The organism is Streptomyces sp. (assembly GCF_036524955.1).
In the GTDB taxonomy this organism is placed as follows: domain Bacteria; phylum Actinomycetota; class Actinomycetes; order Streptomycetales; family Streptomycetaceae; genus Actinacidiphila.
Genome location: NZ_DATDBG010000046.1, coordinates 1 through 26,114, shown reverse-complemented (window position 1 = coordinate 26,114; position 26,114 = coordinate 1). Strand labels below are relative to the sequence as shown.

Below are 26,114 nucleotides of genomic sequence, written 5' to 3'. Positions count from 1 at the left end.
GATCTCCGGACCCGACCACCAGTCGAGGAGCACCCATGGCGGCGACGACCGTCCCCGAGCAAACGACCAAGCGCCACGCCGGGCGCCCGTCCGACCGTCCGGGCGGTGCGGCCCGCACCGGCATGAGCCGCACGGTGCGGCAGAACCTCCAGGCCCACGGTTTCCTGATCGGCGCCGTGCTGTGCTTTCTGGTGTTCTCGTGGTACCCGATGGTCCGCGAATTCATCATGAGCTTCCAGCAGACCAAGCGCGGTGTGACCAGTTGGGTCGGCTTCAGGAACCTGGACCGGGTGTACCACGACCCCTATTTCTGGACCGCCTGGAAGAACACCGCCCAGTTCACGCTGTATGCCCTGGTGATCGGTTTCGCGGTGCCGTTCGTGGTGGCCGTCGTACTCAACGAACTGCGGCACGCGCAGGCTTATCTGCGCATTCTGGTGTATCTCCCGGTGATGCTCCCGCCGGTGGCCGGCGTGCTGCTCTTCAAGTACTTCTACAACCCGGAGTACGGGCTGTTCAACCACGTTCTGAGCTCCCTCCACCTGCCCACCTCGCAGTGGCTGGACTCGTCCCACACCGCCATGATCTCGGTGGTCGTCGCGGCCACCTGGATGAATATGGGCAGCGCCACCCTGATCTACCTGGCGGCCCTGCAGAACATCCCCGGTGAGCTGTACGAGGCAGCCGACCTGGACGGCGCGGGCCTGTGGGGCAAGATCTGGCACGTCACGATCCCGCAGACCCGTATGGTGCTCTCGCTCATGCTGCTGCTCCAGATCGTGGCCACCATGCAGGAATTCACCAACGTCTATCTGCTCACCGGCGGAAACGGCCCGGAGAACTCCACCATGACGGTCGTGTACATGGTCTACCAGTACGCGTTCCGCTACAACGACTTCGGCAGCGCCGCGGCCCTGGGACTCTTCCTGCTGCTGGTGCTCGCGGTGTTCTCCGGTGTCTGCACACGGCTGAGCCGGAACGCCGACTAGAAGGGAGCACGGATCATGTCAGCGTTCACCTCGCAGCGGCACCGGACCCTGATATCGTCGGCCACGCTCAGCCGCCGCACAGGGAAAATCGCCTACTGGACCGTACTGACCCTCGTCGTCGTCCTGTTCACCCTGGTATTCCTCGGCCCGCTGTCCTGGATGGCGTCCGGCGGTTTCAAATCCGCCCAGGAAGTGGTCGCCAATCCCCCGTCGCTCATTCCCGAGCACCCCAGGGCGGGCAACTACTCCACCGCGTGGAGCCAGCTCAAGATCGCCCGGCTGCTGTTCAACACCCTGTACTACGCGTTCGGGGCGCTCGCCTTCCAGCTCGTCTTCGACGTGGCCGCCGCTTACGCCCTCTCCAAGCTGCGCCCGGTGCTGGGCAAGCTGATCCTCGGCGCGATGCTGGCCACGCTGATGATCCCGGCGGCGGTGCTGATCGTGCCGCAGTACATGACGGTGCTCGACCTGCCGGTGCTGCACGTCAACCTCATCGGCACCCCGTGGGCGATCTGGCTGCCCACGGTCGCCAACGGCTTCAACATCTTTCTGCTCAAGCGGTTCTTCGACTCGATCCCCGAGGACCTGTTGGCCGCCGCGGCGATCGACGGCGCCGGGCCGCTGCGCACCCTGTGGGCGATCGTGCTGCCGATGTCGCGCCCGATCCTCGGCGTGGTGTCGATCTTCGCCGTGGTCAACGTCTGGAAGGACTTCCTCTGGCCGATGCTGGTGGAGCCCGACCCGAAGAAGCAGCCGATCAACATCGGCATCAACTCGCTCTCGCAGGGTGTGCCGCAGAACGTGCTCATCGCCGCGCTCGCCATCTCCGCGGTGCCCACCCTGCTGATCTTCCTGCTCTTCCAGCGCAACATCATGTCCGGTCTGACCGCGGGCGGCCTCAAGGGCTGAGCCTCCGGCACCGGCGCCGCGCGCTCCGTACCGCACCACCCCCGCGGTACTCCGCCGCACGCTCTCCCGCCCGCATCCCCGCAGCACTCCGCCGCCGGCTCTTCCGCCCGCATCCCCGCGTCCGGAGCCGGCGGCGGGGTCCCACCTGCCCGAAAGGACGTTGACGTGGCAGACGCCCCTCATTCCCAGGCCGACGAAAGCGCCGACGAGAAATCCGAGGAGAACTCCGACGAGAAATCCGACCAAAACTGGTGGCGCGACGCGGTCATCTACCAGGTCTATCCGCGGAGCTTCGCCGACAGCAACGGCGACGGAACCGGTGACCTCGCCGGGGTGCGCTCCCGGCTGCCGTACCTGGCCGAGCTGGGCGTCGACGCCCTCTGGTTCAACCCCTGGTACCCCTCCCCGATGGCCGACGGCGGCTACGACGTCGCCGACTACCGCGACATCGACCCGGTCTTCGGCACCCTCGCCGAGGCCGAGAAGCTGATCTCCGAGGCCCTGGCGCTGGGCATCAGGACGATCGTCGACATCGTGCCGAACCACGTCTCGGCCGCCCACCCGTGGTTCCGCGAGGCGCTGGCGGCCGGCCCCGGCAGCCCCGCCAGGGAACGGTTCTGGTTCCGCCCCGGGCGCGGCGAGCACGGCGAACTGCCGCCCAACAACTGGCCGTCCCAGTTCGGCGGCCCCGCGTGGACCCGGACCACGGACCCCGACGGCACGCCCGGCGACTGGTTCCTCAACCTCTTCGACTCCGAGCAGCCCGACCTCAACTGGAGCCATCCCGACGTGCGGGCCGAGCACGAGGACGTGCTGCGGTTCTGGTTCGACCGCGGCGCGGGCGGCGTACGGATCGACTCCGCCGCGCTGGTCACCAAGGACCCGGCGCTGCCCGACCTCAGCGACGACCCGGCGGCCCCGCACCCGTATGTGGACCGCGACGACCTGCACGACATCTACCGCGGCTGGCGGCGGATCGCCGACTCCTACCCCGGCGCGCGCATCCTGGTCGGCGAGGTGTGGATGCCGGACGCGGAGCGCCTCGCCCGCTACCTGCGGCCCGACGAGATGCACACCGCGTTCAACTTCGACTTCCTGGCCTGCCCGTGGGAGCCGGCGCGGCTGCGGACGTCCATCGACACGACACTGGCCGCGCACCAACCGGTGGGCGCGCCCGCCACGTGGGTGCTGTGCAATCACGACGTGACGCGTACAGTCACGCGGTACGGCCGGGCGGACACCGGGTTCGGCTTCGCGGCGAAGGCCTTCGGCATACCGACCGACCCCGGGGTCGGCACCCGCAGGGCGCGGGCGGCGGCGCTGCTCACGCTGGCGCTGCCCGGTTCGGTCTACCTCTACCAGGGGGAGGAGCTGGGGCTGCCGGAGGTGGAGGACATCCCGGCCGAACGGCTCCAGGACCCGATGTACCTGCGGTCCGGCGGTACGGACCCGGGACGCGACGGCTGCCGCGTACCGCTTCCGTGGGCGGGAGCCGCGCCCCCCTTCGGCTTCAGCCCGGAGGGCTCCGCCGAGCCGTGGCTGCCGCAGCCGGCGGACTGGGCGGACCGTACGGCCGAGGCCCAGGCCGCCGACCCGGGCTCCATGCTCGCGCTCTACCGCGCGGCGCTGCGGCTGCGCCGAGCCGCGCGGGGCCCCGGCGACGGGCCGCTCACCTGGCTCCCCTCCGCCCCGGAGGTCCTCGCCTTCCGCCGTACGTCTTCGTTCCTGTGCGTCGTGAACCTGGGCGGCGCCCCGGCGGAGCTGCCCCCGCACCGCGACCTCCTCCTGGCCTCCGGCCCCCTTCCGGAAGGACGGCTCCCCCAGGACACGGCGGTCTGGCTGCGGAGCGCCCCGTAGGGGCGCGGGGAACCGCGCGACCGGGCCCCACCGGCCGGCCCTTCGGACATGACCGGGAGGAGCTCGGGCGGGTCCCGGCCCGAGCCGGGGCCGCGGGCGGCGTGGCTGAGCTCGCGGTTCCCCGCGCCCCTGAAGCCGCACACCCACGTGACGAGGCGCACCCCCCATCGCGTCGGAATGACGATTACACTGACACCGTGCCTCAACTACGCCTCGCACTGAATCAGATCGACTCGACCGTCGGAGACATCCAAGGGAACTGCGAGTCCGTGGTGCGCTGGACCCGGCACGCCGCCGGGCACGGCGCCCACCTCGTCGCGTTCCCCGAGATGATGCTGACCGGGTACCCCGTGGAGGACCTGGCGCTGCGCGCATCGTTCGTGAAGGCGAGCCGCACCGCCCTCGTGGACCTCGCGCGGCGGCTGGCCGGCGAGGGCCTGGGTGACGTGCCCGTGGTCGTCGGCTACCTCGGCCGCAGCGAGAACGCGCAGCCCCGGTACGGTCAGCCGGCCGGCGCCCCGCAGAACTGCGCCGCGGTGCTGTACCGCGGCGAGGTCGCGCTGCGCTTCGCCAAGCACCACCTGCCGAACTACGGCGTGTTCGACGAGTTCCGGTACTTCGTGCCCGGCTACACCATGCCGGTGATCCGGGTGCGCGGCGTGGACGTCGCGCTGGCGATCTGCGAGGACCTCTGGCAGGACGGCGGCCGGGTGCCCGCCGCGAGGACCGCGGGCGCCGGCCTGCTGCTGTCGGTGAACGCGTCGCCGTACGAGCGGGACAAGGACGACACCCGGCTCGAACTGGTCCGCAAGCGCGCCCAGGAGGCGGGCTGCACGCTGGCGTATCTGGCCATGGTCGGCGGCCAGGACGAGCTGGTCTTCGACGGCGACTCGATCGTGGTCTCCGAGCGCGGTGAGGTGATCGCACGCTCCCCGCAGTTCGCCGAGGAGTGCCTGCTGCTCGACCTGGAGCTGCCGGCCGCCGCCGGGCTGGTGCCGTCCGGGCAGGTGGACGACGGCCTGGAGATCCAGCATGTGACCCTCTCGGAAGAGCCCGTGGCGCGTTACGAGCCGCAGTTCACCGGCGGCGAGGCCGAGCGGCTGGGCGACGAGGCGGAGATCTACGGGGCGCTGGTGACGGGCCTGCGCGCCTATGTGGAGAAGAACGGCTTCCGCTCGGTGCTGATCGGCCTGTCCGGCGGTATCGACTCGGCCCTGGTCGCGGCCATCGCCTGCGACGCGGTCGGCCCGGACCACGTGTACGGCATATCGATGCCGTCGGCCTACTCCTCGGACCACTCCAGGAGCGACGCGGCGGAGCTGGCCCGCCGTACCGGACTGCACTTCCGTACCGTGTCGATCGCCCCGATGTTCGACGCGTACATGGCCGGGCTGCGGCTGTCCGGGCTGGCCGAGGAGAACCTCCAGTCGCGGCTGCGCGGGGTGACCCTGATGGGCGTCTCCAACCAGGAGGGCCACATCGTGCTCGCGCCGGGCAACAAGAGCGAGCTGGCGGTGGGCTATTCGACGCTGTACGGCGACTCGGTCGGCGCGTACGGCCCGATCAAGGACGTCTACAAGAGCACGGTCTTCCGGCTGGCCCGCTGGCGCAACGCGGCGGCCGAGGAGAGGGGCGAGACCCCGCCGATCCCGGAGAACTCGATCCTCAAACCGCCCAGCGCCGAGCTGCGTCCCGGCCAGGTCGACACCGACTCGCTGCCGGACTACGACCTCCTCGACCGGGTGCTGGAACTGTACGTGGACCGCGATCTCGGCCGGGAGGAGATCGTCGCGGCGGGCTACGAACCGGAGGTGGTGACCCGCATCCTCAAGCTCACCGACACCGCCGAGTACAAGCGCCGCCAGTACCCGCCGGGCACCAAGATCTCCGCGAAGGGCTTCGGCAAGGACCGCCGGCTGCCGATCACCAACCGGTGGCGCGAGGGCGAGGGGTCGTGACACCGCGAGGGTCGTGACACCGCGAAGACCGCGGCACCGCGAGGGTCGTGACACCGCGGGTGCTCGCGACACCCCCGCGATCTACGGCAGTTGGAGGCGGGCGGCGACCGGCAGGTGGTCGCTGCCGGTCCGCGGCAGGGTCCACGACGACGTCGGCTCGATGCCCTTGACCATGATCTGGTCGATCCTGGCCAGCGGGAAGTCCGCGGGCCAGCTGAAGCCCATGCCGTTGCCCGCCGCGCCCTGGGTGGAGCGCATCTGCGAGGTGACCGACGCCAGCGCCCGGTCGTTCATGGTGCCGTTGAGGTCGCCGAGCAGCACCACGCTGCCCACCCGCTCGGCCGCGATGGCCTGCCCGAGCGCGTCGGCGGCGTGGTCCCGCTGTCCCGCGGTGAACCCGGCGTTGAACTTCACCCGCACCGACGGCAGGTGCGCCACGTAGACCGCCACCTCCCCGTGCGGCGTGCTGACCACGGCGCGCATTGCCCGGGTCCAGCCCATCCTGATGTCCACCGGACGCACCCCGTGGAGCGGGTACTTGCTCCACAGCCCGACCGTGCCCTGCACCGAGTGGTACGGGTACACCGCCGCGAGATCCCGCGCGTAACGCGTCACCCGGCTCTCCGGCAGCTCCTCCAGGGCGACCAGGTCGGCGCCGGCCGCGACGACGTCCCGGACGGTGCCGTCCGGGTCGGGGTTGTCGGCGTTGACGTTGTGGCTGAGCACCGTGAGGTCGCCGCCCGCCGCCGACTTGTCGGTGAGCAGTCCGCCGAAGAGGTTGAGCCAGATCACCGTCGGCAGCAGCAGGGCGATCAGCGCGGTCGCCGAGCGCCGTACCACCGCGAGCGCCAGCAGTACCGGAACCGCCAGGCCCAGCCAGGGCAGGAAGGTCTCCAGCAGGCTGCCGAGGTTGACGATGCGGTTGGGGACCTCGGCGTGGAAGAAGAGCAGCAGCGCCAGCACGAGGGCGAGCGCGGCGACCACGATGCCGCGCCGCCACATGCCCTCCGGCCGCCACCAGCGCCGGAACCGGGCGGTGAATGCGGCGGTGGACCGGGCGCGGGCCCCGGAGGCAGGCGCGGGGTCGGGCGTGGCGTCGCCGTCGGTGGTCGCGTCCGTGCTGCTCTGCGCTTGGGTCATGGGGGATCCTCGCTGCCTTGCCGGGTGCTCAGGGCCTGTCGTGCGGATCTTGCCGGGCTCGCGGGTCTGGCACACGCGTCTGCCGGGTTGTCCTGATCCGGCCTGATCCACACGGCGGGCCCTAGCCGACCCTATGGGATCGGTAAGGGAATCGACGGGCTGCGGGGGGTGGCGGTTCCGCGCGGCGGCGCCGTTCAGGTGAGCTGTGACAGGACATTCATACTCAGCCCGTCAGCCGCGCGGGCGCATGCCCGCCGGAAGGGTGTCCACGGACCGTTCGGCCGGGGCCGCGGCAAAAGAAGGCCGGCCCTTTCCGGACGCTGCCCGGCATGCCAGCATGGAGACGGTCCGGGGACGCCGTGAGGGCGCCTCGAGATTGACATGAAGGAGCCGTCACCATGACGCAACTTCCGGCTGCCCAGCAGCCTGCCGCCGGCGCGGACCCCAGGGCGCTGTACGGAGGCACCGGCACCCGCCGTATCACGGTCCGCGACCTCGCCGCCGCCAAGGAGCGCGGCGAGAAGTGGCCGATGCTCACCGCGTACGACGCGATGACCGCGTCCGTCTTCGACGAGGCGGGCATCCCGGTGCTGCTGGTCGGCGACTCGATGGGCAACTGTCACCTAGGCTTCGACTCCACCGTCCCGGTCACCATGGACCACATGACGATGCTGTCGGCGGCCGTCGTACGCGGCACCCGCCGCGCGCTGGTCGTCGGTGACCTGACCTTCGGCTCGTACCAGGAGGGCCCGGTGCAGGCGCTGCGCAGCGCCACCCGGCTGGTCAAGGAGGCCGGGGTCGGGGCGGTCAAGCTGGAGGGCGGCGAGCGCTCGCTCGCCCAGACCGAGACCCTGGTCCAGGCCGGCATCCCGGTCATGTCGCACCTGGGCCTGACCCCGCAGTCCGTGCACACCCTGGGCTACCGGGTGCAGGGACGCGGCGACGAGGCCGCCCACCGGCTGGTCAGGGACGCCAAGGCGGCGCAGGACGCGGGTGCCTTCGCGGTGGTGCTGGAACTCGTCCCGGCCGAGGTGGCCGCCGAGGTCACCCGCTCGCTGACCGTCCCCACCATCGGCATCGGCGCGGGACCCGACACCGACGCGCAGGTCCTGGTGTGGACCGACATGGCCGGGATGACCGGCGGCAAGGTGCCGCGGTTCACCAAGCAGTACGCGAACCTGCGGCAGACCCTCGGTGACGCGGCCAGGGCGTTCGCGGGCGAGGTGGCCGGCGGGGCGTTCCCGGCGGAGGAGCACACCTTCCACTGACGGCGCGGGCAAGCGCGCCCCCGGGGAAAGGGGGCGCGCGAACGCGCGGGGGCCGTACGGCGGTGCACCGCGCCCGCCGGTCCGGGCGGGAGGCGCGCCGGGCCCGGGACAGCCTTGAGACATCCGGCCGCCGTTTCCGTATGTGTTGGTCGAGCGCCGCAGAAGCGGCGGCCACCACACCCACGGGAAGCCCTATGACCTGCACTTCGCGCGGCTCGTCCGCCGCGGCCGGCGGCGGCCGCGGGTCGTGACGTCCCGGCCCGCGGCCCCCGAACTCGACCGGCGGCGGCCGGTAGGGCAGGATGCGGCCGTGGACGGACCACCGAAGGGACCTCCGGGACCGGCAGGACCGGTCCCGGAGGAGGAGCTGATGCGGGCGCTCTACCGCGAGCACGCCGGCGCCCTCTTCGCTTACGTGCTGCGGCTGGTCGCCGGTGACCGCTACCTCGCCGAGGACGTCGTACAGGAGACGCTGCTGCGGGCCTGGAAGAGCGCGTCCCGGCTCGATCCGGCCGCGCGCAGCCTGCGGCCGTGGCTGGTGACGGTGGCCCGGCGGATCGTGATCGACAGCCACCGCGGCCGTCAGTCACGGCCCCAGGAGACCTCCGCCGCGATCCTGGAACAACTACCGGCCCAGGACGAGTTGGACCGTTCGCTGCGGCTGATGACGATTTCGGACGCGCTCCAGGACCTGTCGGCCGCGCATCGCGAGGCCCTGGTCGAAACGTACTTCCGGGGTCGTACCGTCACCGAGGCGGCCGAAGAACTCGGGCTGCCGCCGGGCACCGTGCGATCCCGGGTGTTCTACGCGCTGCGCGCCCTGCGGAACGCGCTGGAGGAGAGAGGGGTGACCACTTCATGACACCCCATGTGGACGTGGGCGCCTACCTGCTCGGGGCGCTGGACGACGCGGAGATGACCCGGTTCGAGGAGCACCTGGCCGAGTGCGAGAGCTGCGGCCGGGACCTGGACGAGCTCAGCGGCGTACTCCCGGTCCTTGACGAACTGCGCGCGGACGGCATCGGCTACGTGGAGCCGCCCAGCGGCGACGCGATGCTGGAACGGCTGCTCGTCCAGGTGACCGGTGAACGGCGCCGCCGCAAACGGCGCCGGCTGGCCGCGGTGGCGGCTGCCGCGGTGCTGGCGGTCGGCGGCCCGACCGTCGCCGTACTGGCCGCCCAGGACGGCGGCGGCTCCCCCGTCGCCACACCCACCATCGCCGCCGACCGCCACACGGCCTCCAACCCGGCCACAGGCGCCTCCGCGGTCGTGGGCGTCGCCGACAGGGGCTGGGGCAGCGCCATCGACCTCCGCCTCACCGGGGTCCACGGCCCGCTCACGTGCAGCCTTGTCGCGGTCGGCCACGACGGCCGCCGCCAGACCGTCGCCACCTGGTCCGTGCCCTACGCCGGTTACGGCACCGACGCCCAGCCCATCCCCCTCACCGTCCACGGAGCGGCCGGCCTGCGCGAGAAGGAGATCGACCGCTTCGACGTATGGACCACGGACGGAAGGCTGCTGGTGAGCGTGCCGGCCTAGGCCTGTCTGACACATCCCGCCTGCCCCGCGGCGCCCGGCACGCCCGCTCGCCGCGTTGTCGGGACCGTCCCATCAGGCCCGCTACGCCCACTGCGCCCACCGCGAGGGCGGCCCTCCGCCGTGCGACGCACCGCGCCGGACACCGCGAGCCCCGCCCCGCGGGCGGACGGCACCATGCGTCAGACCGGCCCTGGTGCCGCGTCGGCTGCGTCGGCTGCGTTCTCAGGGTTGGCCCCGTCGCGGCGCCCGGCACGGCACCCGGCCACCTTGCCGCACCGACCGAGCAGGTCTGCCACGAGGCCGGTCCGGCGCCTCCACGCCGACCGGGCACCGCTCCCTGACGGGCAATCCCCGACCGACGCGGCACTGGGTTCAGTTGTGTGGTTCCTGCCGGGACGGCGGTCAGGCGGGCACCTGGTCGGGGCGGAGTTCCAGCTCCCGTGGCAGGGCGAACTGCTGGTGCTCCCGCGCGGCCGTGACCGTCCGCACCCCGGTGAAGCCGGCTTCGCGCAGCCGCCGGTGGACGTTCCTGACGCAGTACTCGGGAGCCGAGGCCCCGGCGGACACGCCGACCGTGGAGACGCCGGCCAGCCAGGAGTCCTCGATGTCGTGCTCGTCGTCGATGAGATGGGCGGCGGCGACTCCGCCGGCGAGGGCGACGTCCACCATGGAACGGGAGTTGTGGGAGTTGCGGGAGCCGATCACCAGCACGAGTTCGGCCTCGGCGGCGAGTTGCCGGATCGCGGCCTGGCGGTTCTGCACCGCGTAGCAGATGTCGTCGCTCGGCGGGTCCTGGAGCAGCGGGAAGCGGTCCCGGAGCCGGGCCGCGACGGCGAACGCCTCGTCCACGGCCAGGGTGGTCTGTGCCAGCCAGACCACTTTCGCCGGGTCGGCGACCCGCAGGTGTGAGACGTCGTCGTGCAGGCCGACCACCTGGACCCGGCCGCGCGCCTCGCCGACCGTGCCGACCACCTCCTCGTGCCCCTCCTCACCGATCAGCAGGATGTCGAACCCCTCGGCCGCGAACCTGCGGGCCTCCATGTGGACCTTCCTGACCAGCGGGCAGGTGGCGTCGATAGTGCGCAGCCCCCTGGCCGCGGCGGCATCGTGGACCTCCGGTGCGACGCCGTGCGCGGAGAACACCACGACCGCGCCTTCCGGGACCTCCTCGGTCTCCTCGACGAACACCGCACCTGCCTGCTGGAGCCGTTCGACCACGTGCCGGTTGTGGACGATCTGTTTGCGGACGTAGACCGGGGCGCCGTACAGCTCCAGGGCCTTCTCCACGGCGGCGATGGCTCGGTCGACGCCGGCACAGAAAGCGCGGGGTTCGGCAAGGAGAACAGTTCTCATGAGCATCTTCCTGGGAGTGACGACAGCCTGCGGCCGGTTCTCCGCCGAACAGTGTCGTGACCGGGGTTCCGCCATCGCGGAAGCAGGGAGCGGACGCGCTGACCGCACGACAACGGAACGGGCGGCGCAGTACGGGTCGAGGAGGCCGGGCTCGCTGATCCCTTCCCTGGATGTCCGGGGCCCGTTGGCTGACCCGTATTCCAGCAGCGAACGATGTCCGCCAATCGGCCATTTCATGTCTGCTTTGTTGCTGATATTGGCTGAATACTGTCTGGTGTTGTGCGGCAAGATCCGAGGGGGCTCTGGTGCCTGTGGTGCTCGCCGCCCGGCTCGGACCGCCGGGTACTCAGGCCGTCCGCGGCCGGCAGCTCACCCACCCCGGCGCGATCGGGACCGTGAGGGGAACGCCACCCGGCTGCGCGTACGCCGCGTCGCCCCCGGAGGACCAGGTGTTTCAACCCATCGGGTGACACCCGGCGACGTTCGGCGGAGGCAGGGCACGGGGAGACACGAAGGGAGCTTTCACCCATAACGGGGCACGGCCCCCGTACCGCACCAGAAACGAGGACGGCCATGGCACCCGTACCGAACGGCGTCTACGCGATCACCCACCCCTACGAGCAGCTCATGACGCTGCTGGGCGGGTCCGACAGACCCGGAGCCCAGGTGGTGATCCTGAACCCGACCGGCGACCCGGGCGAGCAGGAGTGGGAGGTGACGGGGTCGAGCAACGGCAACGTGACCATCAAGAACCTGCGCAGCCAGACGTACCTCGGCTACAACGGCGACCCCGACATGAACGAAATCCTCGGTGGATACGCCGAGCCCCGGGAGTGGCGGCTTCAGCAGTCCGCGGAGCCGAACACCTTCCACGTCGTCGTCCCCGGCGGACCGGTCGACGGGACCGAACTGGCCGCGGACAGCAGCCTGCTGCGGATCTTCCCGCCGCTCACCGCCCTGCGACCGCTGCAGGTCAACGACGTGCGCCAGGCCTGGCGGTTCGAGATCCACGAGTAGCAGCCCCCGCGACCGGCGTACCGCCGACCCGGCCGATACGCCGCCGATATATCGATATCGGCGGCGTATCGGTGCTGTGTCAGTGGTGCCCGGCATGGTGGTGAGCATGACGACGCGACTGACCGACGGCGGTGGGACCGCCGCCGTCGAGGTGCGGGGTCTGGTCAAGCACTACGGCGGGACCAAGGCCCTCGACGGGGTGGACCTCGATGTGCGCCAGGGCACGGTGCTCGGCGTGCTCGGCCCGAACGGGGCCGGGAAGACCACGCTCGTGCGGGTGCTGTCCACGCTGGTGAAGCCGGACGCCGGCAGTGCCCGGGTGGCGGGGTACGACGTACTGCGGCAGCCCCGGCAGTTGCGCCGGGTGATCGGGCTGACCGGGCAGTACGCCTCGGTGGACGAGAAGCTGTCCGGCCGGGAGAACCTCTACATGATCGGGCGGCTGCTCGACCTGTCCCGCAAGGACGCCAGGGCCCGGGCGGACGAGCTGCTGGAGCGTTTCTCGCTGACCGAGGCCGCCAGACGGCCGGCCATGCAGTACTCCGGCGGTATGCGCCGCCGCCTCGACCTGGCGGCGAGCATGATCGGCCGCCCCGCGGTGCTCTACCTGGACGAGCCGACCACCGGCCTGGACCCCCGTACCCGCAACGAGGTGTGGGAGGAGGTGCGGTCGATGGTCACCGACGGCGCGACCGTGCTGCTCACCACCCAGTACATGGAGGAGGCCGAGAAGCTGGCCCACGAGCTGACGGTCATCGACCGCGGCCGGGTCATCGCTGGCGGCCGGGTGGACGAGCTGAAGGCCAGGATCGGCGGACGCACCCTGCAGATCCGGCCGTCCGAGCCCGCCTACGCCGCGGCGATGGCCGCCGCGGTCAGCGAGGCGGGCCTCGGCGGGGTGGCGGGCGCGCAGGCCGACCCGGCGGAGGGCCTGGTGAGCGTGCCGATCCGCAGCGACGGGCAACTGACGGCCGTGGTGGCCCTGCTGGGCGCCCGCGGCTTCGGCATCGCGCACATCGGCACGCATCTGCCCGGCCTGGACGAGGTGTTCCTGGCCATCACCGGCCAGAAGGCGACCCGCGACCCCGTTCCCGTATCCCAGGACGCCCAGGACGCCCAGGACGCCCAGGACGCTCAGGACGCCCAGGACGCCGCGAACGCCCACGACGGCACCCCCGGCACCCCCGGCGACAAGAAGCACGAAGTGGAGGTCGCGGCGTGAGCGCGGCCACGGCGACGATCAGCGCCCCCTCGAAAACCGCCACGGCCGCGGACGGCCGGATCAGCCCGCGGAGCAACCTCCGGCACATCGGCGCCCTCGCCCGCCGCAACATGCTCCAGATCAAGCAGGACCCGGAGTCGATGTTCGACGCGGTCCTGATGCCGGTGATCTTCACGCTGCTGTTCGTCTACGTCTTCGGCGGCGCGGTCTCCGGCAAGGGACACCAGCAGGAGTACGTGAACTACGTGATCCCGGGCCTGATGGCGATGATGGGCATGAACATCGCGATGGCTGTCGGCACCGGGATCAATGACGACTTCAAGAAGGGGGTCATGGACCGGTTCCGCACGATGCCGATCGCCCGGTCCTCGGTCCTGATCGCGAAGATCGTCGTCGAGGTCGGCCGGATGATGATCGCCACGGCGATCCTGCTGGGCATGGGCTTCGCGCTCGGCCTGAGCATCGCCACGGACGTGCCGCATCTGCTCGCCGCGGTCGCGCTCTCCCTGGTCTTCGGCGCCTCACTGATGTGGATCTTCATTCTGCTGGGCCTGACGATGAAGACGGCCCAGGCGGTGCAGGGGGTGGCCATGCTCGTTCTGATGCCGTTGCAGTTCGGCAGTTCGATCTTCGCCAAGCCGACCACGATGCCCGGCTGGCTGGAGGGCTTCACCAAGGTCAATCCACTGTCCAACCTGGCGGACGCGGCCCGCGCGCTGGTCAACGGCGGTGCGGTCGCGCACTCGGTGTGGGTCACCCTGGCCTGGTCGGTCGGCATCACCGCGGTCACCGCGCCGCTGGCGGTGGCGCGGTTCCGCAAGAAGACCTGACGCGGCGGGGAGTACGGGGACGGGTACGCGCAGCCGGCCCCCGTACGGTCCAGGTCCGGTCAGTCCGCGTCGCGCATCAGGGCGACGGCCTCGTCTGTGGTGAGGCCGTCGCCCTCGGCGTACGCGGCCTCGTACTCCTCGTCGCCGAGCAGGTCCCGCAGCAGCGCCTTGGCGCGTTCGGCGTCGCGGGCGTCGGCGGGCGGCATCACCGAGGGGCGCAGCCGGTCGTGGGCGCCGGCCAGGACGGCGGCGTGGCGGGCCCGGCGCAGGGCGCGGCCGTCACCGTCGCCCCTGCCGTTCGCGGCGGCGCCGAGTTCCGGCTCGGCGAGCATCCGGAGCAGGTCGACGGCGCGGGGGACGAGCAGGATGCCGAGGCGCGGGGTGATCACATCGGCCAGCGGGTGGCGGGTCAGTTCCCCGATGCCGGTCGCGATCATGGCGAGCCCGCGCTCGGGGTCGCCGGACCTGCCGACGAGGTAGCCCTTCATCGCGTACAGCATGCCGGAGACGAGGCCGGGTACGCCGTTGCCACCGGGGGAGTTCTCGCTCTCGCGGATCGTGCCGTCGATCAGTTCCAGTGCCTCGGCGATCTCGTCGCGGCGGCTGAGCACCGCGACGAGCAGCACCTTGCCGAAGAAGGCGGCGCCGTCGCTGGCCGCGCCGAAGAGTTCGGCCTCCTTCACGCCCTCGCGCAGCAGCCGCTCGCCCTCCTCGGCCTGGCCGTCGTTGATCAGGGCGTCGCCAAGGCGGACGGTCAGCACCGGGACGTGCTGATGCGAGCCGATCTTGTGGGCCAGGGCGATGCCCTCGCGGCAGCAGACCACCGCGCGCCGCCAGTCGCCGCCGTTGGCCGCCGCCTCGGCCTCCGCGGAGAGGGTTTCGGCGGTGCCCCAGTCGTCGCCGAGCTGTTCGAACAGGCGGCGGCCCTCCTCGATGTCCCGCAGCGAGTCCTGAAGCCGTTCGGTCACATCGTTGTTGATCTTGGCGCGCAACTGGAGGGCGAAGGCCAGCTCCCACGTCCTGCCGTGGGTACGGCACGCCTGGACGGTCTCGTCCACCACCTCGTGCAGCCGGTCGAACTGGCCGGAGAAGAACGCGCCGTACGGCCGCAGGATGCCCGGCGGCCGGGCGGACTGCGGCAGGTGCGGCGGGTAGGTGTCGATCAGCGCGCGACCGACCCGGGCCAGCCGCGGGTCCGTCCACCACTCGGTCTCGGCCTCCACCGTGGACAGGTCCACCACCCGCACCCACCGGCGTGCTTCGAGCAGCCTCTCCCCCACCAGCGGCGGCGGGTCGTCCAGCGGCCCGCGCTCGACCGGCTGGAGCGCGGGCGGTTCCGCGAACGGGTCGGGCCCCATCGCGGCCACCGCGGCCGGCCAACTCCGCCGCTCCGACTGGTAGTTGCGCACCTCCCAGAACCATGTGCAGGCCAGCACCAGCGTCAGCGCCTCCTGCTCGTCCCCGGCGGCGACCGCCCTGCGCAGCGCGGCCCGCAGATTCTCGTGCTCGCGCTCCAGCCGCTCGAACCAGACGAGTTGGCCCGCGCCGCGCAACCTGGGATCGGCGGTGCGCGCGAACTCCCGGAAGTACGTGATGTGCCGCCGCTCCACCGCCGCCCGCTCGCCGGACTCGTCCAGCCGCTCGGCGGCGTACTCGCCGATGGTCTCCAGCATGCGGTAGCGGGAGCCGTCCTCGGTGCGGTCGGCGAGCACGAGCGATTTGTCGACCAGGGAGGAGAGCAGTGCGGCGGCGTCGGGGGCGTCGATCAGTACGGAGCCGGCGGGGGCGTGCGGGGCCGGGGCGTGATCGGGCCGTCGGCCGGCGGGCGGTTGTCCGCCCACGGCGGGTGCGGGGACCTCGGCGGGTGCGGGGACCTCGGCGGGTACCGGGTGCCCGGCCGGGGACGCCACGTGGGGGGCGTCGGGGGCGTCCACGCAGATCGCCTCGACGGCCTCCAGGGTCCAGCCGCCGCGGAAGACGGCGAGGCGGCGCAGGAGGACGCGCTCGGCCGGGTCGAGGAGGTCCCAGGACCAGTCCACGACGGCGCGGAGGGTCTGCTGGCGGGGCAGGAGCGTACGGCTGCCGCCGGTGAGCAGGCGGAAGCGGTCGTCCAGGCGGTCGGTGAGCTGGCGCGGGGAGAGGCTGCGCAGGCGGGCGGCGGCCAGCTCGATGGCGAGCGGCAGCCCGTCGAGGCGGCGGCAGAGCTCCGCGCAGGCCACCGGGTCCTCCTCCACCGAGAAGCCGGGTCTGGCGGCGGCGCCCCGGTCGGCCAGCAGCCGCAGCGCGGTCGGGTCCGGCAGCGGGTCCAGCGGACGTACCAACTCCCCCGGTACGCCCAGTGGTTCACGGCTGGTGGCCAGTACGGACACACCTGGGCAGTTGGCCAGCAATTGCTCGGTGAGGGTCGCCGCCGCGTCGATCACGTGCTCGCAGTTGTCCAGGACGAGCAGCAGGTTGCGGCTCGCGCAGTAGTCGGCGAGCTGCCGCGCCGCGTCCTTCGGCTTCTCCGCGGCGATCGCGGCCTCCGCGGCGCCCCCGGAGCGCAGCAGTGTCTCGCGCAGCCCGAGCGAGCTGATCACCGCCTCGGGCAGCGTGCGCGGATCGCTGACCGGCGCGAGTTCCGCGTACCACACGCCGTCCGGCCACCACCCGGCCACCAGGTCGCCGGCCTCCTGCGACAACCGCGTCTTCCCCGTCCCGCCGGGCCCGGTGATCGTCACCAGCCGGGCCCGCTCCAGGTCCCCGCGCACGGCGGCGAGATCGGCCTCCCGGCCGACGAAACTGGTCAGCCGGGCGCGGGCGTTGCCGGGACCGCGTGGCACGGGTGCGCTCGCGGCGCGGGCCGGCCCGGCGGGGCGGCGGGCGCCGGGCCCAGGCACCGGTCCCGCACCGGGCTCACCCACCCCCAGGTAGGCCCCGGACCCACCGACACCAGGCTGCGCGGCTGCCCGGTGGCGGGCGGGCCCGGGACCGGGCCCGCCCGCGCCCGCGGCTGCTCGATCCTCCGTGGGCGCACCGGGTAGCGGGCGGTGACCGTCCTGGATGGCGCCCATGCCCCCGGAGGGGCCCACGCGGCCGGGCGCCGCGGCTCCGGCCGCGTTCCCCGGCTCGCCCCAGCCCGCCCCCGCGCCGGAAGGGTCCGGCCAGGGCTGCGGGTTCAGCAGTTCCGCGTGCAGGGCGCGCAGTTCCGGCGACGGGTCGGTGCCGAGTTGGTCCGCGAGGTCGCGGCGCAGCGCCTCGTACGCGGCCAGGGCGTCGGCGGTACGGCCGGTGGCCCGCAGGGCGCGGAGGTGGAGGACGTGCAGGGGTTCGTCGAGGGGGTGGGCGGCGGCGAGTTCGGCGAGTTCGGGGAGGACGTGGGCGGCCCGGCCGAGGGCGAGTTCCGCGGTGAGGCGGCGGCGCTGGACGTCCAGGCGCAGGGCCTCACTGCGTACGGCGGCGGTGCCGCGGTCCGGCAGATCGGCCAGCGCGGGCCCGCGCCACAGGGCGAGGGCGTCGCCGAGCAGCCCGGACGCCTTCACCGGGTCGCCGTCGGCCAGCGCCCGCGCGCCCTCCTCGGCCAGCCGCTCGAACCGGTAGAGGTCCACCTCGTCGGGCGTCGCCCGCAGTCGGTAGCCGCCGTCCACCGAGCCGACCGCGTCGTGCCCGAGCGCCTTCCGCAGCCGCGCGACCAGCGCCTGGAGCGCGCCCGTCGCCCCGGCGGGCGGCTTCCCGTCCCACACGTCGTCGATGAGTTTGTCCGCGCCGATCACCCGGCCGGGCCGCAGCGCGAGCGCCGTCAGCAGCGCGCGCAGCCGCCCGCCCGCGAGCGCGACGGGCGTACCGTCGTCGCGGAGGGCCTGAGTGGTACCGAGGATCGCGTATCGCACGGGCCCATTCTTACGGAGCGGCGTGGGCGGGCGCGCCCGGGTTCTCGGGCGGGGAGTCGGGGGGCGGGCGGCACGGTCCGGGGCGTCGTACGCCCGCCGACCGGCCGACGCACGCGCTGGGCTCCGGCGCGCGGCACGATCGCACGGCCCGGACGCCAGCGACGGCACGGCCACAGGGGCCGCTATCGCGGCAGCGGCACGGTCGCACGCGCCGCTGTTCCGGCGACAGCACGGTCCCCCGAGCCCGGGCGACCGCTCGCACGGACGGGACTACGGCGACGCACCGTCGCACGGCCCGGACGACCACTCGCACGGGTCCAGACACCGGCCGCAGCACGATCGCACAAGCTCGGACACCATCGGAACACAAGCCCGCGCGGCCGGTCGCACGGACCGGACTACGGCGACGCACCGCCGCACGGCCCGGGACGACCACTCGCACAGACCCGGACACCAGCGGAACACGAGCCCGCACGGCCGCTCACACGGACCGGACTACGGCGACGCACAGTCACACGGCCCGCACAGCCGCCGCTCACACAGACCCGGACACCCACAGCGGCACCGCCGCACGGCCCGCACGGCCGCTCGCACGGGCCCGGAGACAGGCAGCCGCACCATCGCACAGCCCCGGAACCGACCGCTCGTACTGATCAGGAACCCGCACCGCCCGCCGGGCGTTCTCCTGGCGCGGCCTGTGCCGTTCACCGTCCCGGATGGCATGATCGGGCGGCCCGATCTCGATTCCGACCCCGGAGCCCGTTCATGAGCGTCACCCCCATCCGCCGCGTCCGGCACGGCGACGACCGCAGGGTCAGTCCGATCTTCCTCGGCATCGCCGCGGTGATGGCGGTCTCCGGCTGGGCGGTGTGGCACCAGTTCGCCGCCAACCGCGGCTTCGCCGTCTTCCTCTTCGTCGTCTCCGGCTGGGTCGTCTCGCTCTGCCTGCACGAGTACGCGCACGCCCGCACCGCACTGCACAGCGGTGACATCTCCATCGGCGCCAAGGGGTATCTGACCCTGAACCCGCTGAAGTACACGCACGCCCTGCTCTCGGTCGTACTGCCGGTGCTCTTCGTGATCATGGGTGGGATCGGCCTGCCCGGCGGCGCCGTCTTCATCGAGCGCGGCCGGATCCGCGGCCGGTGGCGGCACAGCCTGATCTCGGCGGCCGGCCCGCTGACGAACGTGCTCTTCGCCGCCGTGCTGATGCTGCCGTTCGCCCTGGGCGCGGCGGACGAGTGGCCGCTGGAGTTCCTCGCCGCGCTGGCGTTCCTGGCGCTGCTCCAGGTCTCCGCCGCGATCCTGAACCTGCTGCCGATCCCGGGGCTGGACGGCTACGGAATCGTGGAGCCGTGGCTGTCGTACGGCATCCGCCGCCAGGTGGAGCCGATGGCGCAGTTCGGGCTGCTGGCCGTCTTCGGGCTGCTGTGGATTCCGTCCGTGGGCATGGCGTTCTTCGACTTCATCGACACGGTGATGGGGTGGTTCCAGGTGCCGGCCGGCGCGGCGGACGCCGGCTACCGGCTGTTCCGGTTCTGGAACAACCAGGGCTGAGCGGCGGGAATCAGCGGGAGGACTGCGTCCCGCGGCGGTAGTACCACCACATGTTGCTGGTCACGCCCGCGAGGAGCACCCACACGACGCCCAGCCAGTTGCCGTTCACGAAGGAGACCACGGCCGCGGCGACGGCCAGCAGGCACAGGACGAGGGCGTAGCGGGCGAGGCGGCTCATGGGCGGGGTGACTCCTGTTCGGGGGACGCGCGTGTATGTGCACCGCGTGCGGTACGTACGTGAGCGCCGTCTGTCGTCTGTCGGCTGTCGTGGTCCGGCCACATTGTTCCCCATGCCCGGCCCGGCAGTCGCTTCTCCCCCATGCCCGGCACACGCTCGTACGGACGGCTCCGCGGGGGTTCCGTCCGTACGGCACCGGGTCACCCGCCCTACACGTCGGTGACGCGCAGGCCCGCGTGGGCCTTGTAGCGGCGGTTGACCGAGATCAGGTTGGCGACCAGCGACTCCACCTGGTGGGCGTTGCGCAGCCGTCCGGCGAAGACCCCGCGCATCCCCGGGATGCGGCCCGCCAGCGCCTGGACCAGGTCGGTATCGGCGCGGACCTCCCCGAGCACCATGACGTCGGTGTCGATCTCGTCGATCTCCGAGTCCTGGAGCAGCACGGCCGACAGGTGGTGGAAGGCTGCGGTCACCCGCGAATCGGGCAGCAGCGCGGCGGCCTGCTGCGCGGCGCTCCCCTCCTCGGGCTTGAGGGCGTACGCGCCCTGCTTGTCGAAGCCGAGCGGGTTGACGCAGTCCACGACGAGCTTCCCCGCGAGGTCCTCGCGCAGCGACTCCAGCGTCTTGGCGTGGCCCTCCCACGGCACGGCCACGATCACGATGTCGCTGCGCCGCGAGCACTCCCCGTTGTCGGCGCCCTCGACCCCGAATCCGATCTCGTCGGCGGCCGTCCGCGCCCGCTCGGCGTTCCGCGACCCGATGATCACCTTCTGCCCGGCCCGGGCCAGCCGGTACGCCAGCCCCCGCCCCTGGTCCCCGGTCCCGCCGAGCACCCCCACCACCAGCCCGGACACGTCCGGCAACTCCCACGGGTCCTTCGCCGGCGCCTTCGCGGGCGCGGTCTTGGCATCCTCAGAATTCGTCATACCCACGATCCTGCCAGGCCCTGCGAACGGCTGTCTGTGACCGACAGTGCTCTGTACTTCTCCGGTATCTCCCTGTACGACCCGGGCGGCCCGAACCACCCCACCCGGCTGCCGAACACCTGGGCGAGGTAGCCGGCCTCGCGGTGGTACGGGTAGCAGTGCAGCAGCATGACCGGGACCGGGGCCACCTCGGGCCGGCGCAGCAGGCCGAGCAACAGCAGCGGATTGACGCGGTGCAGGTCCAGGTCACGGTCACCGAAGCCGACATGGACCTGGAGAGGCAGGGCGAGTTCCAGCGCGCAGTGGATGCCGAAGCGCAGCAGGACGGGGTCGGTGAGCCGCGCGCCAGGTGGTGCCGTCCCGCCCCAGCGGGCCGCCGCCCGACGTACGGGTCGGGACCGGTGGGCCGGGACCGACCGGCGTCGCGACGGGGCGGGAGCCTGCGGGGCAGGGCGTCGGGTCTCGCACCACGGCCGGGGGTTACGAGGACCACGCGAAACGGAAGCGCTCGGCGAGCGCGGCGGGGCTCATCCCGCCGTAGCCGCGCTGCTCGTGCCGGCGGACGGCGAGCAGGGCCGACACGATGTCGTCGCCCAGGACGGCTCGTGCGGTCGCGGAGCCCTCGAGCGCGTCCAGCGCCGCTTCCTGAGTGGCCGGCAACCGCACGGCGGACGGGTCTGCCGCGGGGTCGGTACGGACCTCTGCGGGAAGAAGGGCCTTGCGCTCGATCCCGTCACGGGCCAGCGCGAGCACCGCGCACGTCGCGAGATAGACGTTGGCGGACGGGTCGACGCATTTGAGCTCGACGTTGGCGCCGTGCGGGTTGCCCGGGGTCGCCGCGAGCAGCCGGACCGCCGCCTCGCGGTTCTCCAGGCCCCAGCAGGCGAAGGCGCCCGACCACAGCCCGGGCCGCAGCCGGGCCGCGGACAGCACCGAGCCCGCGAAGACCCCGAGCATCCGCGGCAGCCCGTCGACGATCCCGGCGACGGCGGCCGCGCCCTGCTCCGTCAGACCGTACGGTCCGCTGCCGCCCGACAGCAGGGGTCCGCCGTCGCGCGCGAGGGACAGGTGCACATGGGCGCCGTTGCCCGCGCCGCCGTCGAACGGCAGCGGCGAGAACGAGACCAGCATGCCGTGCTCGCGCGCCACCTGCCCGATCAGCAGCCGGGCGAGCGTGACCTGGTCCGCCGCGTCGAGCGGGGCGGCGGGGGCGAGGGACAGCTCGAACTGCCCGGTGCCGTATTCGGCGTGCAGCTGCTCGACCGGCACCGCGGCGGCCTCCAGCGTCGAGGCCAGGTCCGCCAGGAGGCCGCCCCGGTCGAGCACCGCGCCCAGCCCGTACGCCTGCCAGCGCTCCCGCGGCAGCGAGGCCCCGTCGCGGTCGGTGAGCGTGAACTCCAGCTCGTGTCCGACCCGCGCGGTCAGCCCCGCCGCCTCGGCTGCTGCCTGCACGCTGCGCAGCCGGCCGCGGGCACAGCCGGGCGAGGGCAGTCCGTGCTGGGTGAAGAACTCCGCCGGGGCCCAGGCGTATCCGCCGCCGATGGTGCGCAGCGCGGTCAGGTCGGCGCGCAGCCGCAGGTCGCCGACGACGCCGAGCCGGTCGGTGAAAGCGATGGCGTTGTCGATGCAGAAGACGTTCCAGGTCGGAGACGCGCCCATTCCGGTGGCGTGGAAGGCGTCGGCCCGACGCACCGGGACCGTCTTCGCCCGGGTGACGCCGGCCATGTCCACCACGGTGCCGATGAGCACCCGCACGCCGTTCCTCGTCAGTTCCGCGAGGTGGGCGGAGTGCTCGGTACCGGTCAGCACCGGCATGGGATCGGTGATCGGCACGTGGGCCTCCTGTCCTGGCCGTTCGCCGGGTTGTGCCGCCCCGCGGCCGACACCGGGTGAGGTGCGGCGCCACCGCGGAACGGACCGAGCCACCCGTTCCCCGACGCGATCAGCTTCTCGCACCTCGGCACGATCAGCCCCGTCGAACGGCTCGCGCGCGGATGCGTCAAACCCGACCGGACCCCCGGCCGCGGGGCCGGGCCGCGCCGTCCGCGCGGCTGGCACGTCCCGTCGCCGCGGTGGGCCTCCTCGCGGCGGGCCTGCCGGCGCTGCTCGCCTACGACGGGGTCGACGCGGACGAGGCGCCGTCCTCCGTACCCGCGTAGCACGGTCGCCCGCCCCGGGAAAGTGCCGGTGCGGCCCCCCGATCGGGCTGAAGAAGTCGGTCGCCGCGTCCGCCGCGGCTCTCGTGGGGTAGGGGTGGAGGGAGCGCAGGGGGCCGGGCGCGGGGTGGGCCGGCAGGCGATCGAGCGACAGCGGGAGGCACCGTGTCGGGTGGAGAGGACCGTGACGGGGGCCGTAGGGATGGCCTGAGCTGCCTGGTCACGGGCGCGACGGGGTACCTGGGCGGGCGGCTCGTGCCGGAGTTGCTGGCCGCCGGCCACCGGGTGCGCTGCCTGGCCCGCTCCCCCGGCAGGCTCCGCGACCATCCCTGGACCGGCCGGGTGGAGGTGGTGCGCGGCGACGTCACGGACGCCGAGTCGGTCGGCGCGGCGATGCACGGTGTCGATGTCGCGTACTACCTGGTGCACGCGCTGGGCGCAGGCGGGGACTTCGAGCAGGCCGACCGCTCGGCCGCCCGGATCTTCGGCGAGCAGGCCAGGTCCGCCGGGGTGCGGCGGGTCGTCTACCTGGGCGGGCTCACCCCGGCGGGCGTGCCCGAGCAGGAGCTGTCGCCGCACCTGCGCTCGCGCGCCGAGGTCGGCCGCATCCTGCTGGGCAGCGGCGTGCCCACCACTGTGCTGCGCGCCGCGGTGATCATCGGCTCCGGCTCGGCGTCGTTCGAGATGCTGCGCTATCTCACCGAACGCCTCCCGGTCATGGTCACACCGCGCTGGGTCCGCACCCGCATCCAGCCGATCGCGGTACGGGATGTGCTGCGCGTCCTGGTCGGCAGTGCCCGGATGCCCCCCGACGTCAACCGGGCGTTCGACATCGGCGGCCCGGAGGTGCTGACGTACCGGGAGATGATGCGGCGCTACGCGGCGGTCGCCGGACTGCCGCGCCGTGTGATCCTTCCCGTACCGGTACTGACCCCGGGACTGTCGAGCCTGTGGATCGGTCTGGTCACGCCGGTCCCGCCGTCGATCGCCCGCCCGCTGGCCGAGTCGCTGCGCCATGAGGTCGTCTGCCACGAACGCGACATCACGCGCTACGTGCCCGACCCGCCGGGCCACCCCGTCGGCTTCGACGAGGCGGTCCACCTGGCCCTGCGGCGGATCCGGGACGCCGAGGTGACGACCCGCTGGTCGTCGGCCTCGGTACCGGGGGCGCCGAGCGACCCGCTGCCGACCGACCCCGACTGGGCCGGCGGCAGCCTCTACACCGACCACCGCGAGCTGGCGGTGAACGCCCCGCCGGACGCGCTGTGGCGGGTCATCGAGGGCATCGGCGGCGACAACGGCTGGTACTCCTTCCCGCTCGCCTGGGCGGTGCGGGGCTGGCTGGACCGGCTGGTGGGCGGCGTCGGACTGCGCCGCGGGCGGCGCGACGCCGCCCGGCTGCGGGTGGGGGACTCGCTGGACTTCTGGCGCGTGGAGGAGATCCAACCCGGGCGGCTGCTGCGGCTGCGCGCCGAGATGCGGCTGCCGGGTCTGGCCTGGCTGGAGATGCGCTGCGAGACGGCCGAGGAGGGCCGCAGCCGTTACCGGCAGCGGGCCCTGTTCCATCCGCGCGGCTTCCTGGGCCACGCGTACTGGTGGGCGATCTCGCCGTGGCACGCGGTCGTGTTCGGCGGCATGGCCCGCAACATCGGCCGGACAGCCGCCCGAACCGCCGGCCCGGGCAGGGCCGCCGCCCCACGCCTGGGATCACGAGGAACGGCGTCATGACCGACGCCGCCCCCACGGCAGCCACCCCGATCGCCGACCCGCAGGCTCACCTGCTCGACGACGTCGCCCGAGCGGACCACCGGACGGCCCGGCCGTGCACGAGCCGTGGACGCCACGGGGCCGGGCCGGGCCGCGTACGACTACCCCCGATCCGATCGTGGACCTGCCGGAGGGGCCGGCGCGGTTCAGACGGGCGCGGGGCCGGGGCTGACCGGGGCCGCGTGGCGGCCCGTACCCGGGACCCCCGGATCAGGCCGGCTTCTCGGGGCGCGGTGCCTCGTCCTCCTCGGCGTCGACCGCGTCCCACTCGCGGTTGCGCTCCGCGACGATGTCCATCGCGTGCTCGGCCTCCGCACGGGTGGCGTAGGGGCCGAAGCGGTCCTTCGCCGGGCACTCCGGGCCCTCCTCGACCTTGCGGTGCTTGAGGCAGTAGAACCACTCGCCCGGTTTGCCGGCGGGCTTTCTCACCCTGAACAGCGCCATGGTCGTCCTCCGTGGTCACGCGGGCTCGCGGCGCCCGCCGGATCGGTGCGGCCGCGGGGTCCCTGCGGCCAGCCTGCCCCGTGGGGCGCCGATACACTCGTCGGCATGTCTGGTCAGTCACCGCTCGTTCCCGGCAAGCTCTCACCCACCCGGCAGGTGCCGGCCTCCATCCCGCGGCCGGAGTACGTGGGAAAGGCGGGCCCGGCGCCGTACACCGGGCCCGAGGTGCAGGACGAGGAGACCGTGGAGAAGATGCGGATCGCCTCCAGGATCGCCGCACAGGCGATGGAGGTGGCCGCCAAGGCGATCGCGCCCGGGGTGACCACGGACGAGCTGGACCGGATCGGGCACGAGTACATGGTCGACCAGGGCGCGTATCCGTCGGACCTGGGCTACCGGGGCTTCCCGAAGTCGTTGTGCACGTCGGTGAACGAGGTGATCTGCCACGGCATTCCGGACTCGACGGTGCTGCGGGACGGCGACATCGTCAACCTGGACGTGACGGCGTACGTCCATGGGGTGCACGGGGACACCAATGCCACCTACTTCGTCGGCGAGGTGGACGAGGAGTCGCGGCTGCTGGTGGAGCGGACCCGGGAATCGCTGGACCGGGCGATCAAGGCGGTGCGGCCGGGGCGGCGGATCAACGTGATCGGGCGGGTCATCGAGTCGTACGCCAAACGCTTCGGGTACGGGGTGGTGCGGGACTTCACCGGACACGGCATCAACACCTCGTTCCACTCCGGGCTGATCGTCCCGCACTACGACGACCCGCGGGCTACCACCGTGATGCGGCCGGGGATGACGTTCACCATCGAGCCGATGCTGACGCTGGGGACGCACGAGTACGACATCTGGGACGACGGCTGGACGGTCGTGACCAAGGACCGCAAGCGGACCGCTCAGTTCGAACACACGCTGGTGGTCACCACGAGCGGCGCGGAAGTCCTCACCCTGCCGTGAGCCGTCGGATACGCCGCGGGGCTGGTCTCGGGGCCGCGCCCTCACGCTGAGCCGGCCGATGTACGCGCCAGCGGTCCCGCGCCACCCACCGGGCCCGCTTTCCGGCCGGCGATCGACCCGGACACCCGGGCCCCGATGACGTGCCCCGCGGACCTCGGTCACCCTGCCCCGC

The 26,114-nt window shown here is 72.7% G+C and carries 21 protein-coding genes and 1 pseudogene; 14 read left to right on the top strand and 8 right to left on the bottom strand.

Features of this window, described 5'->3' with window-relative positions:
* Positions 1-35: 35 nt before the first annotated feature.
* The 4 genes from VIW71_RS04075 to VIW71_RS04060 all read left to right on the top strand — a co-directional run bounded on the left by VIW71_RS04075 (position 36) and on the right by VIW71_RS04060 (position 5,713).
* Positions 36-989 carry a carbohydrate ABC transporter permease gene (locus tag VIW71_RS04075; RefSeq protein ID WP_414720645.1) on the top strand — a complete coding sequence of 318 codons (954 nt, stop codon included), beginning with the start codon at positions 36-38 and terminating at the stop codon, positions 987-989.
* 15 nt (positions 990-1,004) lie between these two features.
* Entirely contained in the window at positions 1,005-1,898 is an 894-nt protein-coding gene (locus VIW71_RS04070; protein WP_331620557.1) for a carbohydrate ABC transporter permease, read from the top strand.
* Positions 1,899-2,165: 267 nt separating this feature from the next.
* Entirely contained in the window at positions 2,166-3,755 is a 1,590-nt protein-coding gene (locus VIW71_RS04065) for a glycoside hydrolase family 13 protein (protein ID WP_331620558.1), read from the top strand.
* Positions 3,756-3,952: 197 nt separating this feature from the next.
* On the top strand, positions 3,953-5,713 hold the full coding sequence (locus tag VIW71_RS04060) for an NAD+ synthase (protein ID WP_331620556.1): 1,761 nt from the start codon (positions 3,953-3,955) through the stop codon (positions 5,711-5,713).
* A gap of 81 nt (positions 5,714-5,794) precedes the next feature.
* Here the strand turns inward: VIW71_RS04060 and VIW71_RS04055 are convergent, their stop codons facing one another.
* Positions 5,795-6,715 carry an endonuclease/exonuclease/phosphatase family protein gene (locus VIW71_RS04055; protein WP_414720647.1) on the bottom strand — a complete coding sequence of 307 codons (921 nt, stop codon included), beginning with the start codon at positions 6,713-6,715 and terminating at the stop codon, positions 5,795-5,797.
* A 536-nt stretch (positions 6,716-7,251) separates the two neighbouring features.
* Here VIW71_RS04055 and panB point away from each other — a divergent pair.
* From panB to VIW71_RS04040, 3 genes are all read left to right on the top strand, one after another.
* Entirely contained in the window at positions 7,252-8,121 is an 870-nt protein-coding gene (gene panB, locus VIW71_RS04050) for a 3-methyl-2-oxobutanoate hydroxymethyltransferase (RefSeq protein WP_331620554.1), read from the top strand.
* 370 nt (positions 8,122-8,491) lie between these two features.
* Positions 8,492-8,983: a sigma-70 family RNA polymerase sigma factor gene (locus VIW71_RS04045; RefSeq protein ID WP_414720646.1), complete on the top strand. Its 492-nt coding sequence runs from the start codon at positions 8,492-8,494 to the stop codon at positions 8,981-8,983.
* Positions 8,980-9,660, top strand: coding sequence for a zf-HC2 domain-containing protein (locus VIW71_RS04040; protein ID WP_331620552.1), 681 nt, complete (start codon positions 8,980-8,982; stop codon positions 9,658-9,660). Before VIW71_RS04045 ends, VIW71_RS04040 begins: the two co-directional genes overlap by 4 nt.
* A 402-nt stretch (positions 9,661-10,062) precedes the next feature.
* Here the strand turns inward: VIW71_RS04040 and VIW71_RS04035 are convergent, their stop codons facing one another.
* Positions 10,063-11,013 carry a 4-hydroxy-3-methylbut-2-enyl diphosphate reductase gene (locus VIW71_RS04035; protein ID WP_331620551.1) on the bottom strand — a complete coding sequence of 317 codons (951 nt, stop codon included), beginning with the start codon at positions 11,011-11,013 and terminating at the stop codon, positions 10,063-10,065.
* Positions 11,014-11,586: 573 nt separating this feature from the next.
* Between VIW71_RS04035 and VIW71_RS04030 the strand changes: the two genes are divergently transcribed.
* From VIW71_RS04030 to VIW71_RS04020, 3 genes and pseudogenes are all read left to right on the top strand, one after another.
* Entirely contained in the window at positions 11,587-12,030 is a 444-nt protein-coding gene (locus VIW71_RS04030; protein WP_331620550.1) for a hypothetical protein, read from the top strand.
* A 106-nt stretch (positions 12,031-12,136) separates the two neighbouring features.
* A pseudogene (locus VIW71_RS04025) lies at positions 12,137-13,108 on the top strand (ATP-binding cassette domain-containing protein); the annotation flags it as partial.
* A 140-nt stretch (positions 13,109-13,248) separates the two neighbouring features.
* Positions 13,249-14,082: an ABC transporter permease gene (locus tag VIW71_RS04020; RefSeq protein ID WP_331620548.1), complete on the top strand. Its 834-nt coding sequence runs from the start codon at positions 13,249-13,251 to the stop codon at positions 14,080-14,082.
* 59 nt (positions 14,083-14,141) lie between these two features.
* On the opposite strand, the gene VIW71_RS04015 is transcribed toward VIW71_RS04020, so the two are convergent.
* Positions 14,142-17,951, bottom strand: a complete 3,810-nt coding sequence (locus VIW71_RS04015) for an AfsR/SARP family transcriptional regulator (protein WP_331620547.1) — start codon at positions 17,949-17,951, stop codon at positions 14,142-14,144.
* Positions 17,952-18,716: 765 nt separating this feature from the next.
* Between VIW71_RS04015 and VIW71_RS04010 the strand changes: the two genes are divergently transcribed.
* Positions 18,717-19,508 carry a site-2 protease family protein gene (locus tag VIW71_RS04010; RefSeq protein ID WP_331620546.1) on the top strand — a complete coding sequence of 264 codons (792 nt, stop codon included), beginning with the start codon at positions 18,717-18,719 and terminating at the stop codon, positions 19,506-19,508.
* 10 nt (positions 19,509-19,518) lie between these two features.
* Here the strand turns inward: VIW71_RS04010 and VIW71_RS04005 are convergent, their stop codons facing one another.
* From VIW71_RS04005 to VIW71_RS03990, 4 genes are all read right to left on the bottom strand, one after another.
* The gene (locus VIW71_RS04005; RefSeq protein WP_331620545.1) at positions 19,519-19,686 is read right to left on the bottom strand and encodes a hypothetical protein; all 168 of its coding nucleotides are present in this window, start codon (positions 19,684-19,686) and stop codon (positions 19,519-19,521) included.
* Between the two features lie 209 nt (positions 19,687-19,895).
* Positions 19,896-20,612 carry an NADPH-dependent F420 reductase gene (gene npdG, locus VIW71_RS04000; protein ID WP_331620544.1) on the bottom strand — a complete coding sequence of 239 codons (717 nt, stop codon included), beginning with the start codon at positions 20,610-20,612 and terminating at the stop codon, positions 19,896-19,898.
* Entirely contained in the window at positions 20,609-20,827 is a 219-nt protein-coding gene (locus VIW71_RS03995; RefSeq protein ID WP_331620543.1) for a hypothetical protein, read from the bottom strand. The genes npdG and VIW71_RS03995 overlap by 4 nt, the downstream gene beginning before the upstream one ends.
* 265 nt (positions 20,828-21,092) lie before the next feature.
* A complete protein-coding gene (locus VIW71_RS03990; RefSeq protein ID WP_331620542.1) occupies positions 21,093-22,445 on the bottom strand; it encodes a glutamine synthetase family protein in 1,353 nt (450 codons plus the stop codon).
* Between the two features lie 161 nt (positions 22,446-22,606).
* On the opposite strand from VIW71_RS03990, the gene VIW71_RS03985 reads away from it, so the two are divergent.
* A complete protein-coding gene (locus tag VIW71_RS03985; protein ID WP_331620541.1) occupies positions 22,607-22,771 on the top strand; it encodes a hypothetical protein in 165 nt (54 codons plus the stop codon).
* A 162-nt stretch (positions 22,772-22,933) separates the two neighbouring features.
* The gene (locus VIW71_RS03980) at positions 22,934-24,496 is read left to right on the top strand and encodes an SDR family oxidoreductase (protein ID WP_331620540.1); all 1,563 of its coding nucleotides are present in this window, start codon (positions 22,934-22,936) and stop codon (positions 24,494-24,496) included.
* A 249-nt stretch (positions 24,497-24,745) separates the two neighbouring features.
* On the opposite strand, the gene VIW71_RS03975 is transcribed toward VIW71_RS03980, so the two are convergent.
* On the bottom strand, positions 24,746-24,979 hold the full coding sequence (locus VIW71_RS03975) for a hypothetical protein (RefSeq protein ID WP_331620539.1): 234 nt from the start codon (positions 24,977-24,979) through the stop codon (positions 24,746-24,748).
* A gap of 105 nt (positions 24,980-25,084) precedes the next feature.
* Between VIW71_RS03975 and map the strand changes: the two genes are divergently transcribed.
* The gene (map, locus tag VIW71_RS03970) at positions 25,085-25,942 is read left to right on the top strand and encodes a type I methionyl aminopeptidase (protein ID WP_331620537.1); all 858 of its coding nucleotides are present in this window, start codon (positions 25,085-25,087) and stop codon (positions 25,940-25,942) included.
* Positions 25,943-26,114: the final 172 nt, after the last annotated feature.